The sequence below is a fragment of the Campylobacter sputorum subsp. sputorum genome (assembly GCF_008245005.1).
GTDB lineage: Bacteria > Campylobacterota > Campylobacteria > Campylobacterales > Campylobacteraceae > Campylobacter_F > Campylobacter_F sputorum.
Map to the genome: position 1 here is coordinate 737732 of NZ_CP043427.1, position 24397 is coordinate 762128.

Below are 24397 nucleotides of genomic sequence, written 5' to 3' on the forward strand. Positions count from 1 at the left end.
AGATTATTATGTCAGATGTAAAAAGAATAACCGCACCTTTTGATAAAGATGTTGTAAAAACCTTAAAAGCTGGAGATAATGTTCTTATAAGCGGTTATATTATAGCTGCAAGGGATGCTGCTCACAAAGCATTAACAGAAGCTTTGGCAAGGGGTGAAAAACTTCCGCTTGATTTTAAAAATCAAGTGATTTACTATGTTGGGCCAACGCCAGCAATTCCTGGAAATGCGATAGGTTCAGCAGGACCAACAACAAGCGGTAGAATGGATAAATATACTCCTACTATGCTAGATTTAGGCGTTAGTGGCATGATAGGAAAAGGCTATAGAAGTGATGCAGTGGTTGAGAGTATGAAAAAAAATTGCGTGGTTTATATGGTTGCAATTGGTGGAACTGGTGCGTTAATTAGTCAAAGTATTAAAAAATATGAAGTTTTAGCCTATCCCGAACTTGGACCAGAGGCGGTTGCAAGGCTTGAAGTTGTAGATTTTCCAGCTATTGTTGCAATTGATTGCGATGGAAATGATTTTTATAAACAGGGTCAAGCACCATTTAAACAAATTTAATTATTATTCAAAGCATCTAAAAGCTCATTTATCCAGAGCTTTTTAGGTGCGATTATTTCGCTTTTGCTTCCATTTGCACTATGATATATAGTTGTGTTATTTTTTGTTGCATAATATTTTATTATTAAATGTTGAAGCATTGGTTGAATTGATGGAGTAAACCAAGCATTATTACTTATTGCTATTATAAAATTTGGGGATTTTTCATAGGTTTCGCTTCTTGTTGCTTCATAACATATTGCGTTGCGTATTTTTACGCCATTTATATCGTAATCACTATAGTTATTTGCTTTGCTAAAATCCATTGCTCCATTAAAAAAAATTTTGTTAATAGGCTCTTTGATAAATTTTGGAAGAGGTATTTCTTCTCCAAATGGAACCAAAATAAATTTATCATATCTTGAAAATTCTCCATTTTTAAAAACATAAGTTGAGTTGTATGATTTTTGATTTTCGTATGCTAAAGCCCCAGTGATTATTGTAATATTATGCGATCTTTCTTTTAGAAGTTTTAGCAAATTTGGCTCTAAATTTAAAAACAAAGGAAAAGCATTTTCTGGTAAAACTACTACATCTTTTTTTTCTATCATAGCTTTATCTATCAAAACTATATTTTCATTTATAATATTTTGTGCGTGAGTTTTTTCCCATTTTATATCTTGACTTACATCTGTTTGAGTGAGTTTTATATCAAATGGTAGAAATTTAGACTCATTTTGTGTAAATTGCAAGCCAAAAATGAGTAAAAATGGAGCTATAAATTTAAGCTTTTTAAATTTTATAAATATAATTATGCTTAGCAAAATCACACCAAGTCCTCTTATACTTGGATCAAAAATACCTTCAACTAGCATAACTTCAAAATTTAACCAATCAAAACCAAGTGGGTGAATAAATTTGATTATTAATAATAAAATAGCTCTTATAAATAAATTTGAAAAAGATCCTATAAATAAAAATATAAGTGCATAAACTATAGAAATTCCAAATATCTCAAGTGGTATAAAAAAACCAAAATCATAATAAATCAAGCTAAAGCTAATCCAATAAAACCATAAAATCCCAACCCATAATCCAGTTTGAAAAAATACCTCTTTTTTGCTTTTTAAAAGTAGATAAAATCCTAAAATAAATAAAAATGGACTGATAAAATTTGCAAAAATATTGTCAAAATATGCTAAAAATATTAAATTTGATATAAGAATTGCATTAACAAAGCCTTTTATTATAATTTTAGTGTTAAAATATGTTCTTAAAAAAAATTTTACAAAGGAAAAAAATGAATAACGAATTTTTTGCTTCATTGTTACCTCTTATCGTGCTTTTTGCGATATTTTATTTTTTGGTTATAAGACCTCAACAAAAACAAGCTAAGGCACATAAAGCCATGATAGAATCGCTATCTAAAGGCGATAAAATCATAACAAATGGTGGATTTGTTTGTGAAGTTGTAAAACCAGAAGATGATTTTATCAAAGTTAAACTTAATGATGATGTAATTGTTAGACTTGATAGAGCTTTTGTTGCAAAGAAATTAGATGCGTAGTCCTAGCGGTTCTAAGTCAAAAATAACATATAGACTAATTATTTTTACTATAGCAACTATTTTTAGCCTATTTTTTTGTATGCCAACATTTTTAAGTTCTTATGTAGATGATAATAAAACAGCAAATTCTTCTATATTAAATTTTTTAACAACTGGACCAAAAATAAATCTTGGGTTAGATCTTAAAGGCGGTTTATATATGCTTCTTGGTGTTGATACAAACGAGACAATAAACTCTAAAATGAAGTCTATTGCTTCTAGTGTAAATTATTATTTGACAAAAGAAGAAATTTTAGTAGATAAATTTAAGATGAATGAAGATAATTTGTATTTTTCTATCATAGATGAGCAAGAGCAAGTTAAAATAGATACTATGCTTAAAAGTATAAAAGGTCTTGATATAAAAAAAGGAAGTAAGGATTATACTATAAATTTAACCGAAGAAGAAAAAGCTGCAACTGCTAAATTTGCTATAGATCAAGCTGTTGAAACCATAAGAAATAGACTTGATATGTTTGGTCTTGCTGAGCCAACTGTTGCAAAACAGGGCGAAGAGAAAATTCTTGTTGAGCTTCCTGGTATAAAAACAGCCCAAGATGAAGAAAGAGCAAGAGAACTTATAGCAAAATCGGCTCACTTACAGCTTATGGCTCTTGATGAAAAAAGGCAAAATTTAGCTCAAAGTATAACTCAAAAAGACGCAAGAGCTTATGGCGATATAGTTTTAAGTGATGTTAAAAATGAACAATTTAAATATCTCATAAAAGAAATTCCTATACTTGATGGATCTATGCTTATAGATGCAAAAGTTGCTTTTGATCAAAGAAATAATATGCCTATAATAAATTTTACATTAAATTCTGAAGGTGCTAGAATATTTGGCGATTTTACTGGTGCTAATGTTGGAAATAGACTTGCCATAGTGCTTGATAATAAAGTCTATTCAGCTCCTGTTATAAATGAAAGAATAGGTGGCGGTAGTGGTCAAATAAGCGGAAGATTTAGTGTTGAAGAGGCAAATGACTTAGCAATTGCACTAAGAAGCGGTGCTCTTCTTGCTCCTGTGCATGTTCTTGAAAAAAGAAGTATAGGACCAAGCTTAGGTCAAGATAGTATAGATAAAGCTATGGTAGCTCTTTATGGTGCTTCTATATTAGTTATATTATTTATGGCATGGTATTATATGATAGCTGGTATTTTTGCAAATATAGCTCTTATTACAAATATTTTACTACTTATTGCCACTATGTCATTTTTTGGAGCAACTCTAACTCTTCCTGGTATGGCAGGAATTGTCTTAACAGTTGGTATGGCAGTAGATGCGAATGTTATAATAAATGAAAGAATAAGAGAGATGTTTCAAGCAGGTGCCAGTGTGCGATTAGCTATAGAAAAAGGTTATGAAAATGCTATGAGTGCGATTATAGATTCTAACCTAACAACTCTTATAACAAGTGCAGCTCTTTATGCTTATGGAACCGGACCTATTAAAGGATTTGCAGTTACTATGAGTATAGGTATATTAGCTTCTATGCTAACAGCTATTTTAGGAACTCATGGTATGTTTGAGTTTTTTGTAAATAAAATTGAAAAAAGTGGAAATTTAAAACTATGGTTTGGCTATAAAGTAAGAAAGGTAGAAAATGCAAATATTTGATAAAGGCAAAATTTATGACTTTATGTCATATAGATACTATTCTTTGGCTATTTCATTTTTACTCATTATTGCTTCTGTATTTTTTATGACAACAAAAGGTTTTAATTATGGTATAGATTTTTCAGGCGGAACTCTTATACAAGTAAAGTATGATTCACCTGCACCGATATCTAAAATAAGAGAGAAATTTGATACTATAGAATCTTTAAAAGGTGCTAGTGTGACAGAATTTGGTTCAAAAGAAGAAATAACTATAAGATATTCTGGCTCAAGTAGTTCCATAGGAGAAGATCCAGCTGCAGCTATGTCTGAATTACTAAAAGATACTGGAAATTTTGAGATAAGAAGAGTTGATATAGTTGGACCAAAAGTTGGAGATGAGCTAAGAAAAAGCGGTATAATGGCTCTAAGTATATCACTTATTTTAATTTTAATATATCTAGCTTTTAGATTTGAGTGGAAATTTGCTCTTGCTGCTATAGTTGGAGAATTTCATGATGTTATTATTACTCTTGGCGTTATATCTTTTTTTGAAATAGATGTAAATTTAGATATATTAGCAGCTGTTTTAACTATAATTGGCTATTCTCTTAATGATACTATTATTGTTTTTGATAGAATAAGAGAGGGTATAAAAGAAAGTAAAAGCACTGATATATTTTATATTATTAATGAATCTGTTTCAAAAACTTTATCAAGAACTATTCTTACATCATTTACTACATTTATAAGTGTTTTTGTATTGTATCTTTTTGGTGGAGATATGATACATGGATTTTCTTTTGTTGTTTTAATTGGAGTTATAGCCGGAACACTAAGCTCTGTTTTTGTAGCTGCACAAGCTCTTATGTGGTTTAAATTTAGTGTTATTGATTATAGAAATTTTTTAGATCAAAAACTAAAAAAGAAAAAAGAAAAAGAAAGAATGCGGGCATTATATGAAAAAGGCACTATATAAGGAGATATTATGAATTGGGGCAGAGTAATATTTATATTTTTTTCGCTAATGTCATTAACCACAACAGCTGGTTTTTTGTATGATCAAAATGAGATTGCACTATTTATTGCTGCTAGCGTAAACTTAATTTCTACTCTTTTAAAAACTGGTATTAAAAGCGATCTTTCAACAGAGCTTTTTGCAAGCTCTTTAGTTGCAGATTTGCACTTGATACCTGCTTTTACTGTTATACAAGTAAGTGGAAATATGACAGTAGTTTATTCTTTAGTTATAGGTGCTGCAATAGCAAATGTGTTTTCGTTGATGCTTGTTTTGGTTGAATCTCAAAAAGTCATAGACGAATTTTAGGAGATATTATGGCTTACGATTTTAAAAATATTGAGAAAAAATGGCAGAAAATTTGGCGAGAAAACAATGAATTTGAACCAAAAGATGATTATACGCTGCCAAAAAAATATATTTTAAGTATGTTTCCATATCCAAGTGGACGCATTCATATGGGGCATGTTAGAAACTACTCAATTGGAGATGCATTAGCAAGGTATTATAGAAAAAAATCTTTTAATGTTTTGCACCCAATAGGATTTGATAGCTTTGGAATGCCTGCTGAAAATGCTGCTATTAAACATAATATTCATCCAAAAGCTTGGACTTATGAAAATATTGATTATATGATAAAAGAATTAGATAGTTTAGGTTTTAGTTTTTCTAAAAAAAGACTTCTTGCTACTTCGGATCCGCTTTATACAAAATGGGAACAAGAATTTTTCATTAAAATGTATGAAAAAGGATTAATTTACCGCAAAAGTTCAGTTGTGAATTGGTGTGAAAATGATCAAACTGTTTTAGCAAATGAACAGGTAGAAGATGGTAAATGTTGGCGTTGTGGTCATGAAGTTGTGCAAAAACAGATGCCAGGGTATTATTTAAAGATAACATCTTATGCTAATGAGCTTTTAGAAGATTTGAAAAAATTAAAAGATCATTGGCCAAATCAAGTTATAACTATGCAAGAAAATTGGATAGGAAAAAGCGATGGTTTGAAATTTAAATTTGAGTTTGATAAAGAGAGTAAAGAACTCCTTGATGGTATTGATGGTTTTAGTGTTTTTACAACAAGACCAGATACTATTTATGGTATGAGCTATACAGCTCTTGCACCAGAGCATGAAGTTGTAAAGAAACTTTTAGATAAAAATATCTTAGATGAAAATAGTGTTAAAAAGATTAAAAATATACTAAATCAAAGTCCAAAAGATAGACAAGCTAGTGATAAAGATGGTTTGTTTTTAGGTCTTCATGTTATTCATCCGCTTACAAAAAAGAAAATTCCAGTATGGATGGCAAATTTTGTTTTAATAGAGTATGGAGATGGTGCTGTTATGGCTGTCCCAGCTCACGATGAAAGAGATTATGAATTTGCTACTAAATTTAATCTCAAAATAACTCAAAGCATAGCTTTAAAAGATAGCAAAGATAAATATAATGGAGAGTTTTTAGATATAAAAAATGGTGGAGTGCTTGTAAATTCTGATGAATACAATGGCATGGATAATGAGCTCGCAAAAGATGCTATCATAATTAAATTTGAGGATATGGGTATAGGAGAAAAAGTTACAAATTATAAATTAAGAGATTGGGGTGTGAGCCGCCAAAGATATTGGGGTGCACCTATTCCTATGATACATTGTGATTATTGTGGTTTAGTGCCAGAGAGCTTAGAAAATCTTCCAGTTACCTTGCCCGATGATGTAGAAATAACAGGAGAGGGTAATCCTCTTGATAAACACCCAACTTGGAAAAATTGCATTTGTCCAAAATGTGGCAAAAAAGCCACAAGAGAAACAGACACTCTTGATACATTTTTTGAGAGTAGTTGGTATTTTGGGCGTTTTGCAAGTGATGAAAAGACTTGGAAAAATGCGGCTTTTGATAAAAAAAGCGTAGATTATTGGATGAGTGTTGATGAGTATATTGGTGGAATAGAACATGCGATTTTACATCTTTTATATGCTAGATTTTTTCAAAAAGCTTTAAGAGATTTGGGGTATTTAAAGGATGATGAACCTTTTGCTAATTTGCTAACTCAAGGAATGGTATTAAAAGATGGTGCCAAAATGAGTAAAAGTAAAGGAAATGTTGTAGATCCAGATGATATTATCGAGAAATACGGTGCAGATACTGCTAGACTTTTTATACTTTTTGCTGCTCCTCCTGTAAAAGAGCTTGAGTGGAATGATAGTGCTGTTGAGGGTGCTTATAAATTTATAACAAGACTTGTAGATAGATCTAAAAATGTTATTAAAACTACTTCTATACCTAAATTTGATCACTCAAAATTAACAAAAGAGCAAAAATACGCAAGATTAAAAGTTTATGAAGCACTTAAAAAATCTTATGATGTTTATAATTCAAGTTTTGCTTTTAATACACTAATTGCTGCTTGTATGGAAGCTATGAATGCATTAAACGCACAAGATAACGATGAAATTTTAACTGAAGGTTATTTTATTTTATTAAATTTATTAGAGCCAATTATTCCACATATTTCAAACGAGCTTAGTGAAGAACTATTTAAAAGAGAGAACTTTAAAGAACTTGTTATGTGTGAAGAGGTTTTTGTGCAAGATACTTTAAATTTGGGTGTTAGTGTAAATGGAAAAATAAGGGCTCAAATAGAAGTTAAAACAAGTGCAACCCAAGATGAAATTTTAAGTATCGCAAAAAACTCAGTTTCAAAATGGTTAGAAGGAAAAACCATCATAAAAGAAATTTATGTAAAACAAAAGCTTGTAAATTTGGTAATAAAATAAGGAAATTATATGAGACATATTTTTTTTATCTTTATCTGTTTTTTTATAACTTCTTGTGGATATCAACCAATTTCAAAAATAAGCACTGATTTGCTTGGAGAAAATGTATTTGTAGATGTCATCATTAGTAAGATTGATCCAAAAAATAGTGTTTATATAAAAGATAGTGTAAGAGAAGGAGTTGTAAATAGGCTTCATAAAAATTTGGCTGAAAATGAAGAAAACGCTGATTCAAAAATTTATGTCTCTATAAGATCCATAAAATTTTCACCTTTAATGTATGATCAATACGGCTATGTTACAACATATAAAGCAAATTTAACACTAAATTATAAAACTTATTTTAAAGATGGGAGTGTATCTAATATAACAACAAGCGGTGAATATGATTTCAAAATAAGTGGAAAAATTAAAAATACCCGTTTTACTGATAGTATTATAAGTGATACTGAGAGATATAATGCTATTAAAAACTCATCAAGTGAATCTTTTGATGAGTATATTTCTAAACTTGCAATTAGGGCATATAACAATGTCAACTAAATTAAGTGAAATCATAAAAGAATCTCTTCTTGAGATGAAAAGCAAGCATTTACTTTTAACGCCAGATAACTATGCTCAAGTTTTTTGCGAAGTATCCACAAGATATGGGGTATCAACAAAAGATTGTCAAAAATTAAAAAAATATATAGAAAAGCTTGGCGATCAGTATAGTTTAGAAGTAAAAAGGCTAAATGTAAAAACAGTTGATGAGCTTTTTGCGTTTTTGATATCTAGATTAAATATGGCAAAGCCTACAGAGTGCGCTGTTATAATAAATGCTTTTAGCATATTTTGTAAGAAAATTTTACAATCAATAATCTTACTTGGCAATAAAGATGCGAGAAATTTAGCAAATGCAACAATTACAACCTTAGAGAGAAAAACAGATCAAAATACCTTAAATATACTTAGTGATAAGTGGAGAGATTTTGCGGCTAGTTATGATGATAGCTTTTTTAAAAAGTTAGAATTTCATGGTATATCTAAACCAGATGATATATCAAAATTTGTTGATGATATTGAGAGTGTGATTGTAAATTTAAAACAAAACAGCGTTGATATGAAAAGTATTGCAGAACTTGTGCTTCTTTCTTTGGTTCCATCTATTTCAAATAAAAAAGATGAAACAATTAACATATTAAATAAAAATATAAAACAAAACCCATCATCTCTATCTTTACCGCAAGTTTCAAAAAATATTAAAAATTGTGTAAAAAGACGCATAGAATTAGATGTAGAAGAGATTAGCGATAAGGCAATGGCTTTAAATAATATTTTAGATACTATAAACTCAAGACTTGTAAATTCTACTAAAATGTCTAATGATAGATCTAAAAATATGAAAGATATTAAGAAAAATTTGGGTTCTATTGATTTAGCAAATGATAATTTTGATATTATCAAGCAAAAACTTATGAGCATAGCAGATGCGCTTGATTTGGAAAATGAAGAATTTCAGATACAAATGACAAGCGATAAAGAAGTTATAAATTCTCTTAAAGCAAGAGTTGAAGAGCTAGAAGCTAAACTAAGTGAGGCAAAAAAAGAGAGCAATGAAGATTTTCTTACTAAGGTTGCAACAAGGCGAGGTTTGATGCAAGAGCTTAGTAAATTTGATGAAATGTATAAAAGATATAGTATAAACTACTCAGTTTGTTTTTTTGATTTGGATAAATTTAAAAATGTAAATGATGTTTATGGGCATGATGCAGGAGATCTTATACTTTCAACATTTGGTTCAATTTTAAAAAAATATACAAGGGAAGTTGATTTTGTTGGTAGATATGGCGGAGAAGAATTTGTTCTTTTGCTTCCAAATTTGGATTTAAAACAAGCTTATATTGTAGCCCAAAAAATAAGAAATATAGTTAGTAATTTTCAATTTATTTATAAGGATAAAAAAATAACAATAACTGTAAGTTGTGGCATAGCAAGCAGATCTGGGCATAAAAATTCGCAAGATCTTTTAGATGCCGCAGATAAACTTCTATATGAAGCTAAAAATAGCGGTAGAAACAAGGTAGTCTCTGAGCTAGATAATGAAACTAAGTAAATTTTTAAACAAAAAGCCACTATATTATAAAGAAATAGATCATTCTTTTATGCCAAATATTTTTAATGCTATAAAAGATAAATTTATAAATAAGCAGATTATACATGTTGTTGGAACAAATGGCAAAGGAAGCACAGGTAGGTTTTTAGCCCAGCTTTTAAGACTGGCGAATAAAAGCGTAGGACACTACACATCCCCGCATATTTTTAGTTTTAACGAGAGATTTTATATAAATGATAGTATAGTAAGCGATGAAGATTTACAAAATGCCCATGAAAGACTTTGGGATATTTTAAGTGATGAAATTAAAGAAAAAATAAGTTATTTTGAATACGCAACCCTTCTAACGCTTCCGCTTTTTGAAAAATGTGATTTTGTCATTTTAGAAGCTGGTATGGGTGCTGAGTATGACGCTACAAATGTATTTGATAAACAGCTTTGTCTTTTTACGCCAATTGGGCTTGATCATGTTGGAATGCTTGGAAATAATTTAGAGGAAATTTCTCGCACTAAGCTGATTTCTATGGCAAAAAATGCTATTTTAAATGATGAAATGAATGATGTTTCTGTAAAAATAGCAAAAGATATAGCATTGCAAAAAAACTCAAATTTATTTTTTGCAAGAGATTTGTTAAATGAAAATGATTTTAATGATATAAAAAAATATATAGATAAATTTAATCTTGCAAATTTTCAGTATTCAAATTTAGCATTGGCATTTAGTGCTACAAAATTTCTAAAAATAGATGTAAGTTTATCAAATTTAAAAAACTTAGATTTACAAGGAAGAATGCAGCGTGTAGCTGAAAATATCATTGTAGATGTAGGGCATAATGAACTTTGTGCTAAAAAAGTTTTAGAAAATATATCAAGTAATGACATAGTTTTAGTGTATAACTCTTTTTTGGATAAGGATATAAAAGGAGTTTTAAAGCTTTTTAAAGGTAGAGTAAAAAGAGTTGAAATTTTGGATTATCCAAGTGATAGAGAGCTTGGTGGCGAAAAAATAATACAATGCTTAGATGAGCTTGATATAAAATGGAATAAATTTAATGGTGTTAAAAACGATGAAAAGTATTTAGTTTTTGGATCTTTTTTATTAGTAGAACATTTTTTAAGGAACTATTTTGAAAGATAGGTTTATCATAACTATAAGTGATACTAATGGCACAAGACATTTAACTATGCATAAACTCATTAAAAAGATAGTTATATATATCATTGCTTTTGTGGTTTTTTCTTTTATTTTTGGAATTCTTTATATTAGTATTTTATCAAATCAAACAAAAGATTTATCCAAAAAAAGAAATGAACTGCTTAAAATCAAACATGAACTTATCTTAGAAAATGAAAAGATACAACAACAACTCGATAGAAGAACCGAAGATTTTAAAGCCATAGAAGATAAGATTGCAGATATGGAAGAGCAAATTGGACTAACTTCTGATGATAATGTAACTTTAAGCGAAAGAATAGATGATATAAAGGTTACAACATATCAAATGAACGCTATATTTTCTCAAATTCCAAACGGCGATGTTATTGATTATAAAAGAACTAGTGCAAGATTTGGTTGGAGAAATCACCCTATACTTAAAAGAAAGGAATTTCATCCAGGAATTGACCTTGCTGCAGATATAGGAACTCCAATTTATGCACCTGCTGATGGTGTAGTAGAGCTTGCTGAATATAATGCAAATAATGGTTTTGGTTATTTGGTTGTAATTGTTCATAATTATGGGTTTAAAACTAGATATGCTCATATGAGTAGAAAAGATGTGGTAAAACAAGGTCAATTTATAAAAAAGGGAGATCTTATAGGTTATAGTGGGAATACCGGACTTTCTACTGGGCCTCATTTACATTATGAGGTTAGATTTATACAAAAACCTTTAGATCCGGCAAATTTCATAAAATGGGATAGTAAAAATTTCGAAGAAATATTTAAAAAGGAGGGAAGGGTTCCATGGCAATCTTTAATAAAGGCAATAACGAATCAACTACCGAAACAACAGTAATTTCAAGCGGTGCAAAAATTAAAGGTGAGTTTAATTTTGAAAGTATGCTCCATGTTGATGGCATATTAGAGGGCGATATTTTTTCAAGCTCCGTTGTTGTGATAGGAAATCAAGGTCGTATACAAGGCACATTGAAGGCTAAAAAATTAATAGTTAGTGGCATTTTTTTAGGCGATGCTGATTGTGGCAGTATTCAAATTTTAGCTGGTGGAAGTATCAATGGAAATGTTATTTCAGAAGAATTTGTTATAGAGTCAAAAGCAACTTTTGAGGGCAAAAGCAGTGTTAGAAAAGTTGATGAGGAAAATACCGGACAACTTGATATTTTGATACAAAAAGATGATGAATAAGTGTAGTTTTAAGGTTTATTTATAGTGCAAAGTGAAATTTATGAGTTTTGTCTTGAAAAAAATGATTTTGATATTATAGTTTGCGATGATGATAAAGAGGCAAGTGTTATTAGCGATGTTGTGAGTTATTGTGGTATAGAGGCTTATAGATTACCAGATTTTAGGGCAAGTTTTGGAGATGATTTAAGACCATTTAATGCAGAGCTTTTTGAAATATCTTCTGTTTTAAATAGTTTTTATAAATCAAGCTCAAAAAAGCTGTTAATAAGCCCAATTAGAACACTTTTAAACAAATTACCATCAAAATCTCATTTTCATACTATAAATTTGAATTTTGCAGACAAAATAGATTTAAATTCTTTCAAAGAAGAGATTTTAAGATTTGGTTACAACATAGTTGATATAGTAGAAAGTGAAGCAGAGGTTAGTTTTAGGGGTGAGATAATCGATATTTTTTGTATCGGAAAAGAAAAACCTTTTAGAGTGCTTCTTAATGATGATGAGATAGAAAGCATAAGATATTATAATCCAAGCACACAAAAAAGTGATAAGATCGAACTTGAAAGTATAGAAATTTCGCCATTTTTAGCTTATTTAAGTAAGAATGAGTATGAAAATGTAACAAACAAGATATCTCAAATGCAAAGCGATGCTTTTGTAAATGATCTTAATTCGCTTGGTTTTTGGGCTATTGAAGGGTTTGAGAATTATTTTGATAAATTTAAAGTAATACTTGCTAATGATATAAATTTACAAGATATCATTACAGATACGGATTTGTCGTTTTTAAAAAAACTTCCAGTTATAAAAGAAGCCAAAAATTTTAAAGATCTAAACACTACACTAAGCAAAGAATTTTTGGAGTTTCATAAAGATAAAAAGATTACTATTTTATCAAAAAATGATGGTATTTTTAAGTCTTATGAGCTTGATTGTTTTTCAAATGTAAATTTAAAAATTTCACCTTATGTTGTAAATTTAATAAGCAAAGATGAGATTATTTTATCGCTAAATAAATTTGAAAAGAAAAAACGAGTTAGAAAATCAAGTCTTGTTTTAGATGAGTTAAATAGCGGAGATTTAGTCGTTCATGAAGATTATGGTATAGGTAAATTTGAGAGTCTTGAGTTAGTTGAAATTTTGGGTGCTAAAAGAGAATTTGTTGCGATAATATATCAAAATAACGATAAGCTTTTGCTTCCAGTAGAGCATTTAAATAAAATAGACAGATACATCGCAGGAAGCGGAAATATAGCCGTTTTAGACAAACTTGGAAAGGGAAGTTTTGCTAAAATAAAAGAAAAAGTTAGGCAAAAACTTTTTGCCATAGCTTCAAACATCATCGCACTTGCTGCTAAAAGAGAGCTTATAAAGGGTGTTAAAATTGAGTGTGATAGTTTAGAATATATTAAATTTATGCAAAGCGCTGGATTTGAATATACAAAAGATCAAATAAAAGCAATTGATGATATAAGCAAGGATTTAGCAAGTGGCAAAGTAATGGATAGATTGATAAGTGGCGATGTCGGTTTTGGAAAAACAGAAGTTGCTATGAATGCTATATTTAAAACTATAAAAAGCGGATATAGTGTGTTATTTTTTGTTCCAACTACACTTCTTAGTTCCCAACATTACACAACTCTTAAAGAGCGTTTTAAGGGTTTTGATATAGATGTTTTTAAATTTGATCGTTTTACAAGTGCTAAAGAAAAAGCAGAGATTAAAAAGCAACTTCAATCAGATAAACCTTGCGTTTGTATCGGAACTCACGCTCTTTTAAGTATAAAGGATTTAAGTTTAGGGCTAATTATCATAGATGAAGAGCATAAATTTGGCGTAAAACAAAAAGAACAATTAAAAGAAATTTCATCATCTTGTCATCTTTTAAGTATGAGTGCAACTCCTATCCCAAGAAGCTTAAATATGGCACTAAGCTCCATAAAATCATATAGCACACTTACAACTCCACCGCAAAATAGGCTAGATATAAGAACTCTTGTAAAAGAGTGGGATGAAAAGATTATAAAAGAAGCCATTGCTAGAGAGTTAAGGCGTGGCGGACAGACATTTTATATACACAACCACATTGCCACTATGGAAAGTGCAAAAAAAGAACTTCTTGGCATTATCCCAAATTTAAAAATACTCATACTTCATTCAAAAATAGATCCAAAAACAACAGAAATAGAAATGATAAAATTTGCAAATAAAGAGTATGATGTATTACTTTGTACTAGTATCGTAGAAAGTGGAATTCATTTACCAAATGTAAATACTATCATTATAAATAATGCAAATAATTTTGGTATGGCTGATTTACATCAACTTAGAGGAAGAGTTGGAAGAAGCGATAAGCAAGGATTTTGTTATTTTTTAGTTGAAAATAAATTATCTTTGAGTAGCCAAAGCGTAAAAAGACTAGTTTCTCTTGAAAGTAACTCGTTTTTAGGGGCTGGCTCTGTGCTAGCATATCACGATTTAGAGATTAGAGGTGGTGGAAATTTAGTTGGTGTCGAACAAAGCGGACATATAGAAGCTATTGGGTATTCGCTTTATTTAAGGATGCTTGAAACGCAGATTAACACACTTTTAAATCAAAATTTAGCAAAAGAAAACAAAGAAATAGAGCTAAAACTTAGTATAAATGCATTTTTAAATAGTGATTTTATAAGTGAAGATAGGTTGAGATTAGAACTTTACAGAAGGCTTAGTAAGTGTAGCGATGTAAAAGAAGTTTATGAAATACAAAGCGAGATAGAAGATAGATTTGGTAGATTAGATATTTATACATTGCAGTTTATTGAACTTATGGCTATAAAAGTTATGGCTATAAAGCAAGATTTTGTTTATATTGGAAATTATGAGCAAAACATTACTCTTAAAAAGCAAAATGGCGAGAGTATAAAACTAAAATCAAAAAGCAAAGACGATGATGACATTATAAATGAAGTTTTGGTTTATTTGAGGAAAGAGAGTAGTAAATGAACTGGGATGAAACATACGCAGCTGTTTATAGAAAAAGCAAAAATGCATTGATGGCCGTTAAGCTTTGTGACATAGATGTTGTAAATTTAGATGATTTAATAAATATAAATGAACAAAAAGAAAAGCTTTTAAATAACACTATAAATTTTATAAATGACAATGGTGCAAATCACGCATTGCTTTGGGGTGAGCGAGGTTGTGGTAAGTCAAGTTTGGTAAAAGCTGTATTTTGGAAGCTAAAAGATAAAAATCTTAGAATTATAGAACTAAACAAAGCTGATCTTGAAAATTTAGTTGATATTATAGATGATATCCGTAATGAAAAGTATAAATTTATAATATTTTGTGATGATTTTTCATTTGAAAATAGTGATGATAGTTATAAGTTTTTAAAGCCTGTTTTAGAAGGAAGCATACAAAAAGCCCCTAAAAATGTAATAATCTATGCCACATCAAATCGCAGACATTTAGTTAGTGAGCAAAAAAGCGACAATAGTGATGTATATGTAACAAGCGGTGAGCTGCATTATGGCGATAGTGTTGATGAGAAGATATCTTTATCTGATCGTTTTGGGCTTTGGATAAGTTTTTATCAAGGTAGTTATGATGAGTATATAAACATAGTCAAACACTATTTTTTAGGTTATAAATATGATGAAGAAGAGCTTATAAAAAATGCAAAAAGTTTTGCTATGCTAAAAGGTTCTAGAAGTGGTAGAACCGCAAAACAATTTTTTATAGAATATAAAAATTTATTAGAAAGTAAAGTATAAATTTAGATTATGAGAGTTGGTTTTATAGGCGATGTTATAGGAAGACCCGGCAGGGAAATTCTTATATCAAATGTTAAAGAAGTTAAAAAAACTTATAAACTTGATTTTGTTGTAGCAAACTGCGAAAATGCAAGTGGTGGATTTGGTATAAATTCTAAAAATGCTATTGAGATTTTAAAAAGCGGCGTTGATGTTATAACTGGTGGAAATCATAGTTTTGATCAAAAAGATATAGTTGGTTTGATGGATGAAATGCCGATACTTCGCCCTTATAATCATTATGATGGCGTTAGTGGCAAAGGCATTATAAATTTAAAAAAAGATAACAAAAATTTATGCGTTATTAATTTGATGGGAAATTATGGGCTTAACATTACAAATAACGCTTTTTTATCGGCAAAAGAAGCGATTGCAAAAAGTGAAAGCAAAAATATACTGATTGATTTTCACGCTGAAGCAACTAGCGAAAAAAGAGCTATGATGTGCTATTTAAATGGCGAAGTTAGTGCTATTTTTGGAACCCATACTCATATTGGGACTGATGATTTGCAAATTTACAATGGAACTGCTTATGTAACAGATGTTGGGCTTAGTGGAAATTATTTTGATATCATAGGCTTTAAGGCAAGTTCACCCATTAAAAGCTTTTTAACTGGCTTAAAACACTCTTTTAGTGTAGATAAAAATGCCAAAAGAGCTTTTCAAATGGTTGTTTTTGATACAGATGATAATGGCAAAGCTGTAGATGCTTTTAAGATTAGATTAATAGATGGCATTGATGAAATTTTAATTCAAAGGGCAATTTTTGCAAAGTGATGAACTTTTTATAGCTATTTTAAAATCTGGCATTAAAGTAAATGATTGCTGGTGGCCAAATTACGGAACATTTGAAGTAGTAGTTGGTGCTATTTTAACACAAAATACAAAATGGAATAATGTTGAAAATTCTTTAGAAAATTTAAAAAATGCAAATTTATTAAATTTAGAAAAAATAGCAAATTGTGATATTTTGTTTTTAAGTGAACTTATAAAACCAAGTGGTTTTCATAATGTAAAATCAAAAAGATTAAATATGCTTTGCAAAAATATATTAAAAGATTTTGGAGATTTTGATAGTTTTGTAAATTTAGTAAGTAGAAAATGGCTTATTTCCCAAAAGGGAATAGGTTTTGAGAGTTGTGATGCCATACTTTGTTATGCTTGTAAGCGTGATATAATGGTTGTTGATAATTATACGAAAAAAATATTATCAAAACTAAATTATGAATTTGAAAGTTACGATGAAGCTAGAGAGTGGTTAGAGGGTATGGATATGCAAATAATATGTGATTATTATGGAGAAAATCTTAGCATAAACGAAATTTATGCTAGATTTCATGGAGCCATAGTCGAGTTTTGTAAACTGCACTTAAAGGGAAATAAATTTAGCAAACAAGCAGATGAAATCCTTGCAAAATTTATAGATTTCTAACTTTTTATTTTTAGCATATCTAAAGCTATGCCATAATTATCTATAATTATATCTTGTAAATTATTCATAAGAGTTTCACCATCTTTTCCATCATCTGGGTAGCAGACTATATTGTCGTATTTATAATCATCAAAAAAACTTTGAATTCCGCTTAAAACCTCTAATGCACCATTCCAGTCAGTGCCTATTAGCATAGCGATATAGTGATTATCATCTATGAAAAGTGCGTCTGTAGATCTTAAACTTTTTTTAAAAATATCGCTATTTTTAAAGTCTTTTGGTGCTTTAAAATATATCAAAGAAAATGTTGTGATTCATTTTCATTTGTAAATCTTTTTAATATGTTTATGTGATGATTTAACAAAGACTCTAAATCCTGCTTTTGAAAAACTATACTAGACATTGCAAATCCTTTATAATTTTTTGATAATTATATCTATTAAATTCAAAAATACAAAGAATTTAACTATAAATTTAATCAATTTTAACTAAAATTATAGAATAATTTTTAAAAGGTGTTTTTTGAGAGCAGTTATACTATTTTTTATATTTGCTGTTAGCTTAATTGGTGCTGAGCCTACTATACCAACCGTAAATTTAAGCCTTAGTGCACCAGATACACCGCAGCAACTTGTAACATCTTTAAATGTTTTAATAGTTTTAACCCTTCTTGCTCTTGCTCCTAGTCTTATTTTTATGATGACAAGTTTTTTAAGACTTGTGATTGTTTTTTCTTTTATGAGACAAGCAATGGGAACACAGCAAATGCCTCCAAATACGATACTAATTTCTCTTGCTATGATACTAACATTTTTTATTATGGAGCCTGTTGGAAAACAAGCCTATGATGATGGTATAAAGCCTTATTTATCAGAGCAGATTGGATATCAAGAAGCATTTGTAAAAGGCTCAAAACCTTTTAAAGATTTTATGATAAGAAATACTAGGCAAAAAGATTTAGCCCTGTTTTTTCGCATAAGAAATTTAGAAAATCCAGCAACAGTTGATGACATACCTTTTAGCATAGCAATATCTGCGTTTGTTATAAGCGAACTGAAAACAGCATTTGAAATAGGCTTTTTGCTTTATCTTCCATTTTTAGTTATAGATATGGTTGTTAGCTCAGTGCTTATGTCTATGGGTATGATGATGTTGCCGCCAACTATGATCTCACTTCCTTTTAAGCTTCTTATCTTTGTTTTGGTTGATGGATGGAATTTGCTGATAGGAAATCTTATAGCGAGCTTTCATTGATATATAAAAGATTATTGCGAAAATACTTATAGCCCCGCCTATAATCATATTTAAATTTACAATTTCGCCAAGGATTATATGACCCCAAATCGGAGCTAGTATGCTTTCTAAAACACATATTAGCGTAACTTCAGCTCCTAAAATAAACATTGCTCCATAACCTATAGCTAACCTTGATATACTTGTTAGAAAAAATCCCATAAAAAATAACAAACAAAAATCTTGTAAATTTATCTTTATATTTGCAAAAGGAAGCGCGAAGAAAAACAGCATTAAACCACAAAGTGTTATTACACTTCTTCTATCTACTTGTTTTTTATTGCTAAGTATGATATAAATTATGCTAAAACAGATTAAACCAATTAAACAAAAAAATATATTTAACATTTCATCAAATTTAATGTTATCTTTTATAGCTATGAAAAGACCAAAAATTATAATTAAAGATGTTGCATAAAGCATTTTTCTGACTTTTGTTTTGTAAATTATGCTTTCTAAAATCGCAGTTAAAATAGGGCAGGTTGCATAAATTAAAACAGTTATAGTAATGCCTATATATTTTACTGAGTAAAAAAAGAAAAAATTTGCAAAAGCCATACAAAATGCAGCCGTAAAAAGAGCAGTTTTTTCTATGAAAAATGAGTTTTTTGCTGTATTTAAGCCATTTTTTCAAGATATTAAAAATGATGATAATGCTAGAAAAAAACCAAAATACATTGTTATACTAAAAATATCACTTTTTGTCGCCTTTATGATGAGAGATTCAAAACTCATTAAAAAGACGCCAAAAATAACCAAAAACATACCTTTTGAGCGAGTATTCAAAGTAATCCTTTAAATTTATGAATAATTTATATGAAGTTTCATATAATTATACATCAAACTAAGACAAATAGGCTAATCTCATGAAATTATGGCTATTTTTTGTGCCAGCACTTCTTTTTTCAGCAAATTTAAGTGATATTATAATAAAAGCACAACAAAATGAAATCGCCACTATTGATTATATTAAAAGCATAAATGCTAGAAATGAGTTATCAAAGACAAAAAGTTCTTATATGCCAAATATCAGTCTAAAAGGCGGGTATATAGGTTTGGATAACGATACTATGCAAATACTTCCAAGCGAGAGTAAATTTGTAAATTTAAATGTGGATTTTATGATTTATGATGGCGGCAAAAGAGAGGCTAGTTTTAAATCTTTGGAACATTTATCAAATTTATCTCAAATACAATTTTTAGATACTAAAAACAAAATTGCACTTGATATGATAACTTTATATTTTAGTGCTAAAAATATAAACTCTCTCATAAGTGCAAAAAATTCTCAGATAAATTATATAAGTGAAAATTTAAAAAGGATTAAAGAATTCTACGCAGCCGGACTTGCCGCAGTTGATGAGTATGAGACACTAAATGCTCTTTATCACGAGCAAATCGCCTCCAAGCTAGAACTCGAGATAAAACTTGAAGAGATAAAAAACGATATTGCTCTTATTTCTAATGAAAATTTAGATGATTTTTCTCAAAATGTTTCTATAAATGAGCCAAATTTTCAAGAAACTAATCAAAATGCTGAAATTTTAAAGATAAATGAGCAAATTTTGGCAAAAAAAGAAGAGATAAATATAGCTAGTTCGGGTTATCTTCCAAAATTTTATTTAAGTGCTATATATGGATATCAAAAATTAAATTTCCCTGTAACAACTATCAAAGATAACGATAATAAGGCCATAATGGCTATGTTTGAATGGGATATTTTTAACTTTGGTAAAACAAAAAAAGAAGTAGAAATAAAAAAATATGAAAGTAAAATTTCTGAATTAAATAAAAATTTTATAGAGCGTTCAAATAAAATATATATCAAAAATTTAGTTTCAAATTTAAATTTAAATAAAGCCAAAATAAAAGCAGATAAAATTAGGCTTGATGCTGCAATTTCAAGTTTTGATGCCACAAATCAAAAATATCAAGCAGGTCTGATGAGTTATAATGATTTTTTATCTTCTCTTTCAAGACTTTATGAGGCTAGAGCTGGGTTAAATGTAGAGCAAAATAGTTATGAGATAAATAAAGCAAAGTATTATTATCTTTTAGGAATGGATGTGTTAGATGAGATTGTTAGATAAAGTTTTTTTGTTAATTTTTACGAGTTTGATTTTACAAGCACAAGATTTTGTATATGCTAGTTTTGATGTAGTTGCCAAAAATAACTCAAAGTTAGCTATGCAAAGTGCAGGTATAGTTGATAAAATTTATGTAGATATCGGAGATATTGTAAAAAAAGGCGATGTTTTGCTAGAGCTAAAAAATGATAGCGAATTAATAATGCTTCAAAAAGCACAAAATGATTTAAAACTAGCAATTGTATCTAAACAACATGCAAAAAGCACTCTTGATAAATTTGATAATGTGCAAAATGTAACTTCAAAACAAGTTTATGAAAATGCTAAATTTGAATTTGATAGCTCAGCAGTAAAAGAAAATAGTGCCAAAATCGCTATAAAAGAAGCAAAAGATAAGCTTGATAAAAAAGTATTAAAAACTCCTTATAATGGTATAATTTCTGCTAAATACATAGAAATAGGAGAGGGTGTTAGTGGCAATGTTCAGCCACTTTTTGCTATGTTTTCTTATCCTGAAGTAAAGTTAATTTTAAGTTTTGATGAAAAATATAAAGACATTGTTAAGGTAGGACAAAAATTTATTTATAATGTTGGTGATAAAAAAGATCAAGTTGGTAAAATAGATATAATCTATCCTAGTATTAATCAAAAAACTAGAAAAATTTACGCAGAAGTTTATACTACAAATTTAACGCCAGGAGCTTTTGGCGAAGGTAAAATAGAGATAGATAAAGTAAATATAAAAGAGAGATAAAAGTGTTTAAATTTGCTTTAAATAGACCAGTTGGAACTCTTATGATATTTTTATCACTAATTATTTTTGGTATTTATAGTCTTAGGGTTATGCCAGTAAATCTTTTCCCAAATATAGAAATTCCTTTAATAAAAATAACATCTTATGCAAACGGCGATATACACTTTATAGAAACTGAAGTTAGTAAAAAGATAGAAGATGCGATATATAGCATAGAAGGTATAGATAGTATAAGATCAATTAGTTATAGTAATGTTAGTGTTGTTATAGTTAAATTTAAACTTTCAAAAGATATTGAAGTAGCTGCAAATGACATAAGAGATAAACTAAGTGATGTAAAAATAGATGGAAAAATGCTCATAGAAAAACTCTCAGGAGATAGCGGACATGTGATGAGTTTGTTTATAAACTCTAAACACAATGATAAAAAAGCTTTGATGGATATTATAAAGGATAAGGTAAAACCATTCCTTGAACACATTGATGGTGTTGGTAAGATAGAAGATGTTGGGTATTTAGAACCGCAAATAAGAGTTTTTTTAGATATTAATAAGCTTGATAAATACTCTCTTAGTGCAGATGATATCTCAAAAATACTAAAAACACACAATTTCAAAGCTCCGCTTGGGAAAATCATAGATAATAAAACAGAAATTTACTTAAAAGGCGATTTTGAGGCTGAGAATTTAGAGGATTTATCTAATGTTAGGATAATGCCAGGAGTTTTTTTAAGTGATGTAGCTACCATAAAAAATAGTTTTGATGATAATGAATCTATGGCGATAATGGATAGTAAAGAAGGTGTTTTACTTGATATCATAAAGGTAAATGGGGCAAATTCTATAAAGACCATTGACAATGTTAGTAAAAAATTAGACTCACTAAAACAAATTTTGGGTAATGAGTTTGAATACAAAATAGCTTTTGATAAAAAAGAAAATATTTTAAAAAATATAAATCAAGTATTTTTTGATATGAGTTTTGGTGTTGTTTTAACAATGGCAATTGTATTTTTCTTTCTTAGAAATTTTACTTCAACGATTATTGCTACACTAAGTGTTCCTGTTTCTATTATAGGAACATTTTTTATTATCTATATACTTGGTTATGATTTAAATCGTTTAACGTTAGTTGCTTTAACGCTTGGCATTGGTATATTTATAGATGATGCTATAGTTGTTATAGAAAACATATCAAAAAAACTAAAAGACTCAAAAGATTCCTTAGAAGTAGCATTTAATGGTGTAAAAGAGATATCGTTTAGTGTTCTTGGTATAAGCACGGTTTTGCTTTGTGTTTTTATACCAATGGGATTTATGGATGGTATTGTTGGTAGATATTTTGAGTCATTTGCTTTAAGTGTAGCTGGGGGTATAGTTATATCGTTTTTTGTTTCTATGATGTTAATTCCGATGCTTGCTTCAAGATTTGTTAAAGCAGATGAGGGTGCATTTTATAAAAAAACTGAATTTATTTTTGTTTTTTTAGAAAACTCATATGAAAAGATTTTAAATTTGATTTTAAAATTTAAAGCCATATTTATTGTTATAACTATAATTATAATCACATTTACTGGATTTTTAGCTAAAAATATCGGCGTGGATTTTTTGCCTATGGAAGATAATGGCGGATTTTATGTAAATATCGAAGCAGATCCTAGAGTTAGTCTTGAAAATATGAAAAATCTCTCTTTGGATGTTCTTAAAAAAATTAATAGTGATAAAGAAAATGTAGAGTATTGCACTTTGATGTTAGGATACAATGATGCAAAAGAGGCATATAAATCAAGAATATATGTAAAACTTGTCCCGCTTAAGCAAAGAAAATTAAGACAAAAACAGATTATAAATAAATATAGAAATGAGCTTAAATTTGATGGTTTAAATATAATGATAGCAGATATCCCGATAGTTGATAATGGCGGTATAGATGAGCCAGTTCAACTTGTAATAACTGGGGATGAGTTTGAAAAATTAGACGAACTTTCAAACAAGGCAAAAGAAATTTTTAAACAAATTTCCGGTGTTGTAGATATAAAAAATAGTAGTGATGATAAAGTTGTAGAAATTTCTATAACTTTAAATAAAGAAAAAGCGAAAAAATTTGGCGTAAATCCATATGATATAGCAAATGTGCTTCGTTTTTCATTTGCATCAAATGTAGTTGGAAATTTTACTTATAACAACATAACTTATGATATTTCAATGAGACTTGATGATAATTTTAGGCAAAATTTGGATGACTTAAAAAAACTACAAGTAAAAAATAGTTCCAACGATGATATTTATATATCTTCTATGGTGGATTTTATAGATATAAAATCTCCTGCAAATATCTTGCATTATGATAAAAAAAGACAAAGTTTAATAACTGCAAATATACAAAATATCCCGCTAAACAAGGTTACTATGGATTCAAAAAAAGAGCTTGATGAAATAATAAAAGATGGTTATGAGTATAAATTTACAGGTTATATTGAACTAATGGAAGATACAAACGAGGTATTTGTAGCCACGATTGTCATAAGTGCGGTTTTAATGTATATCGTTCTTGCTTCTTTATATGAGAGCTTTATTTTACCTATAATAATAATGATAACCATGCCGCTTGCTTTTAGTGGCGTAGCTATCGGGCTTTATTTAACACAAAACAATTTTAGCCTTTTTGTAATGATTGGAATGATTTTGCTATTTGGAATGGTTGGTAAAAACGCTATTTTAGTTGTAGATTTTGCAAATAGAGCTGCAAATGATGGGCAAGATTTGCATGATGCTATACTTAAAGCCGGCAAACTTCGTCTTAGGGCTATTTTGATGACAACTTTTGCTATGATTTTTGCCATGCTGCCACTGGCATTTAGCAAAGGTGTAGGATATGAGGGGAATTCTCCTATGGCTATTTGTATAATTTGCGGTCTCATAAGCTCAACTATACTTACACTGCTTGTAGTTCCTGCTATGTTTGGTTCGTTTTATAAACTCGATAAAAAAATTAGAAAAATTTATGAAAGAGATAAAATTTAATATCATAT

Annotated in this window: 23 protein-coding genes; 20 read left to right on the forward strand and 3 right to left on the reverse strand. The window is 29.2% G+C overall.

Annotated features, from left to right (window positions below):
- Window positions 1–8 precede the first annotated feature (8 nt).
- Complete coding sequence (locus CSPT_RS03715) at window positions 9–566, forward strand: Fe-S-containing hydro-lyase (RefSeq protein ID WP_089182356.1); 558 nt, start codon at window positions 9–11, stop codon at window positions 564–566.
- Here the strand turns inward: CSPT_RS03715 and CSPT_RS03720 are convergent.
- Complete coding sequence (locus CSPT_RS03720; protein WP_089182357.1) at window positions 563–1870, reverse strand: apolipoprotein N-acyltransferase; 1308 nt, start codon at window positions 1868–1870, stop codon at window positions 563–565. The genes CSPT_RS03715 and CSPT_RS03720 overlap by 4 nt on opposite strands.
- On the opposite strand from CSPT_RS03720, the gene yajC reads away from it, so the two are divergent.
- The 14 genes from yajC to CSPT_RS03790 are packed head-to-tail and all read left to right on the forward strand — an operon-like array spanning window position 1846 to window position 17232.
- Complete coding sequence (gene yajC / locus CSPT_RS03725) at window positions 1846–2112, forward strand: preprotein translocase subunit YajC (protein ID WP_033915774.1); 267 nt, start codon at window positions 1846–1848, stop codon at window positions 2110–2112. The two genes, CSPT_RS03720 and yajC, sit on opposite strands and share 25 nt — an antisense overlap.
- Window positions 2105–3769, forward strand: coding sequence for a protein translocase subunit SecD (secD, locus tag CSPT_RS03730; protein ID WP_089182358.1), 1665 nt, complete (start codon window positions 2105–2107; stop codon window positions 3767–3769). Before yajC ends, secD begins: the two co-directional genes overlap by 8 nt.
- Window positions 3756–4727, forward strand: a complete 972-nt coding sequence (secF, locus tag CSPT_RS03735) for a protein translocase subunit SecF (RefSeq protein WP_089182359.1) — start codon at window positions 3756–3758, stop codon at window positions 4725–4727. Before secD ends, secF begins: the two co-directional genes overlap by 14 nt.
- A gap of 9 nt (window positions 4728–4736) precedes the next feature.
- Complete coding sequence (locus CSPT_RS03740; protein ID WP_089182360.1) at window positions 4737–5075, forward strand: DUF6394 family protein; 339 nt, start codon at window positions 4737–4739, stop codon at window positions 5073–5075.
- 8 nt (window positions 5076–5083) lie between these two features.
- Window positions 5084–7540, forward strand: a complete 2457-nt coding sequence (gene leuS / locus CSPT_RS03745; protein ID WP_089182361.1) for a leucine--tRNA ligase — start codon at window positions 5084–5086, stop codon at window positions 7538–7540.
- Window positions 7541–7549: 9 nt separating this feature from the next.
- Window positions 7550–8083, forward strand: a complete 534-nt coding sequence (lptE, locus tag CSPT_RS03750) for an LPS assembly lipoprotein LptE (protein WP_089182362.1) — start codon at window positions 7550–7552, stop codon at window positions 8081–8083.
- Window positions 8073–9635, forward strand: a complete 1563-nt coding sequence (locus tag CSPT_RS03755) for a diguanylate cyclase (protein ID WP_161492210.1) — start codon at window positions 8073–8075, stop codon at window positions 9633–9635. Before lptE ends, CSPT_RS03755 begins: the two co-directional genes overlap by 11 nt.
- A gap of 49 nt (window positions 9636–9684) precedes the next feature.
- A complete protein-coding gene (locus CSPT_RS03760; protein ID WP_369692103.1) occupies window positions 9685–10773 on the forward strand; it encodes a folylpolyglutamate synthase family protein in 1089 nt (362 codons plus the stop codon).
- Complete coding sequence (locus CSPT_RS03765) at window positions 10760–11653, forward strand: M23 family metallopeptidase (protein WP_235610096.1); 894 nt, start codon at window positions 10760–10762, stop codon at window positions 11651–11653. The genes CSPT_RS03760 and CSPT_RS03765 overlap by 14 nt, the downstream gene beginning before the upstream one ends.
- A complete protein-coding gene (locus CSPT_RS03770) occupies window positions 11602–12003 on the forward strand; it encodes a bactofilin family protein (RefSeq protein ID WP_089182366.1) in 402 nt (133 codons plus the stop codon). Before CSPT_RS03765 ends, CSPT_RS03770 begins: the two co-directional genes overlap by 52 nt.
- Before the next feature lie 24 nt (window positions 12004–12027).
- The gene (gene mfd / locus CSPT_RS03775) at window positions 12028–14988 is read left to right on the forward strand and encodes a transcription-repair coupling factor (protein ID WP_089182367.1); all 2961 of its coding nucleotides are present in this window, start codon (window positions 12028–12030) and stop codon (window positions 14986–14988) included.
- A complete protein-coding gene (locus tag CSPT_RS03780) occupies window positions 14985–15761 on the forward strand; it encodes an ATP-binding protein (protein ID WP_089182368.1) in 777 nt (258 codons plus the stop codon). The genes mfd and CSPT_RS03780 overlap by 4 nt, the downstream gene beginning before the upstream one ends.
- Window positions 15762–15770: 9 nt before the next feature.
- Window positions 15771–16577 carry a TIGR00282 family metallophosphoesterase gene (locus tag CSPT_RS03785; RefSeq protein WP_089182369.1) on the forward strand — a complete coding sequence of 269 codons (807 nt, stop codon included), beginning with the start codon at window positions 15771–15773 and terminating at the stop codon, window positions 16575–16577.
- On the forward strand, window positions 16567–17232 hold the full coding sequence (locus CSPT_RS03790) for a 3-methyladenine DNA glycosylase (RefSeq protein ID WP_089182370.1): 666 nt from the start codon (window positions 16567–16569) through the stop codon (window positions 17230–17232). Before CSPT_RS03785 ends, CSPT_RS03790 begins: the two co-directional genes overlap by 11 nt.
- Here the strand turns inward: CSPT_RS03790 and CSPT_RS03795 are convergent.
- On the reverse strand, window positions 17229–17531 hold the full coding sequence (locus tag CSPT_RS03795) for a hypothetical protein (protein WP_089182371.1): 303 nt from the start codon (window positions 17529–17531) through the stop codon (window positions 17229–17231). The two genes, CSPT_RS03790 and CSPT_RS03795, sit on opposite strands and share 4 nt — an antisense overlap.
- 223 nt (window positions 17532–17754) lie before the next feature.
- Between CSPT_RS03795 and fliP the strand changes: the two genes are divergently transcribed.
- Window positions 17755–18486, forward strand: a complete 732-nt coding sequence (gene fliP, locus CSPT_RS03800) for a flagellar type III secretion system pore protein FliP (RefSeq protein WP_089182372.1) — start codon at window positions 17755–17757, stop codon at window positions 18484–18486.
- Here fliP and CSPT_RS03805 read toward each other — a convergent pair.
- Window positions 18403–19119: a DMT family transporter gene (locus tag CSPT_RS03805; RefSeq protein ID WP_255410845.1), complete on the reverse strand. Its 717-nt coding sequence runs from the start codon at window positions 19117–19119 to the stop codon at window positions 18403–18405. The two genes, fliP and CSPT_RS03805, sit on opposite strands and share 84 nt — an antisense overlap.
- On the opposite strand from CSPT_RS03805, the gene CSPT_RS03810 reads away from it, so the two are divergent.
- The 4 genes from CSPT_RS03810 to CSPT_RS03825 all read left to right on the forward strand — a co-directional run bounded on the left by CSPT_RS03810 (window position 19118) and on the right by CSPT_RS03825 (window position 24389).
- Entirely contained in the window at window positions 19118–19324 is a 207-nt protein-coding gene (locus tag CSPT_RS03810) for a hypothetical protein (RefSeq protein WP_089182374.1), read from the forward strand. The two genes, CSPT_RS03805 and CSPT_RS03810, sit on opposite strands and share 2 nt — an antisense overlap.
- Window positions 19325–19391: 67 nt before the next feature.
- Window positions 19392–20615, forward strand: a complete 1224-nt coding sequence (locus tag CSPT_RS03815) for a TolC family protein (RefSeq protein ID WP_089182375.1) — start codon at window positions 19392–19394, stop codon at window positions 20613–20615.
- Window positions 20599–21366 carry an efflux RND transporter periplasmic adaptor subunit gene (locus CSPT_RS03820; protein ID WP_089182376.1) on the forward strand — a complete coding sequence of 256 codons (768 nt, stop codon included), beginning with the start codon at window positions 20599–20601 and terminating at the stop codon, window positions 21364–21366. The genes CSPT_RS03815 and CSPT_RS03820 overlap by 17 nt, the downstream gene beginning before the upstream one ends.
- Window positions 21367–21368: 2 nt before the next feature.
- Entirely contained in the window at window positions 21369–24389 is a 3021-nt protein-coding gene (locus CSPT_RS03825; protein ID WP_089182377.1) for an efflux RND transporter permease subunit, read from the forward strand.
- Window positions 24390–24397 lie beyond the last annotated feature (8 nt).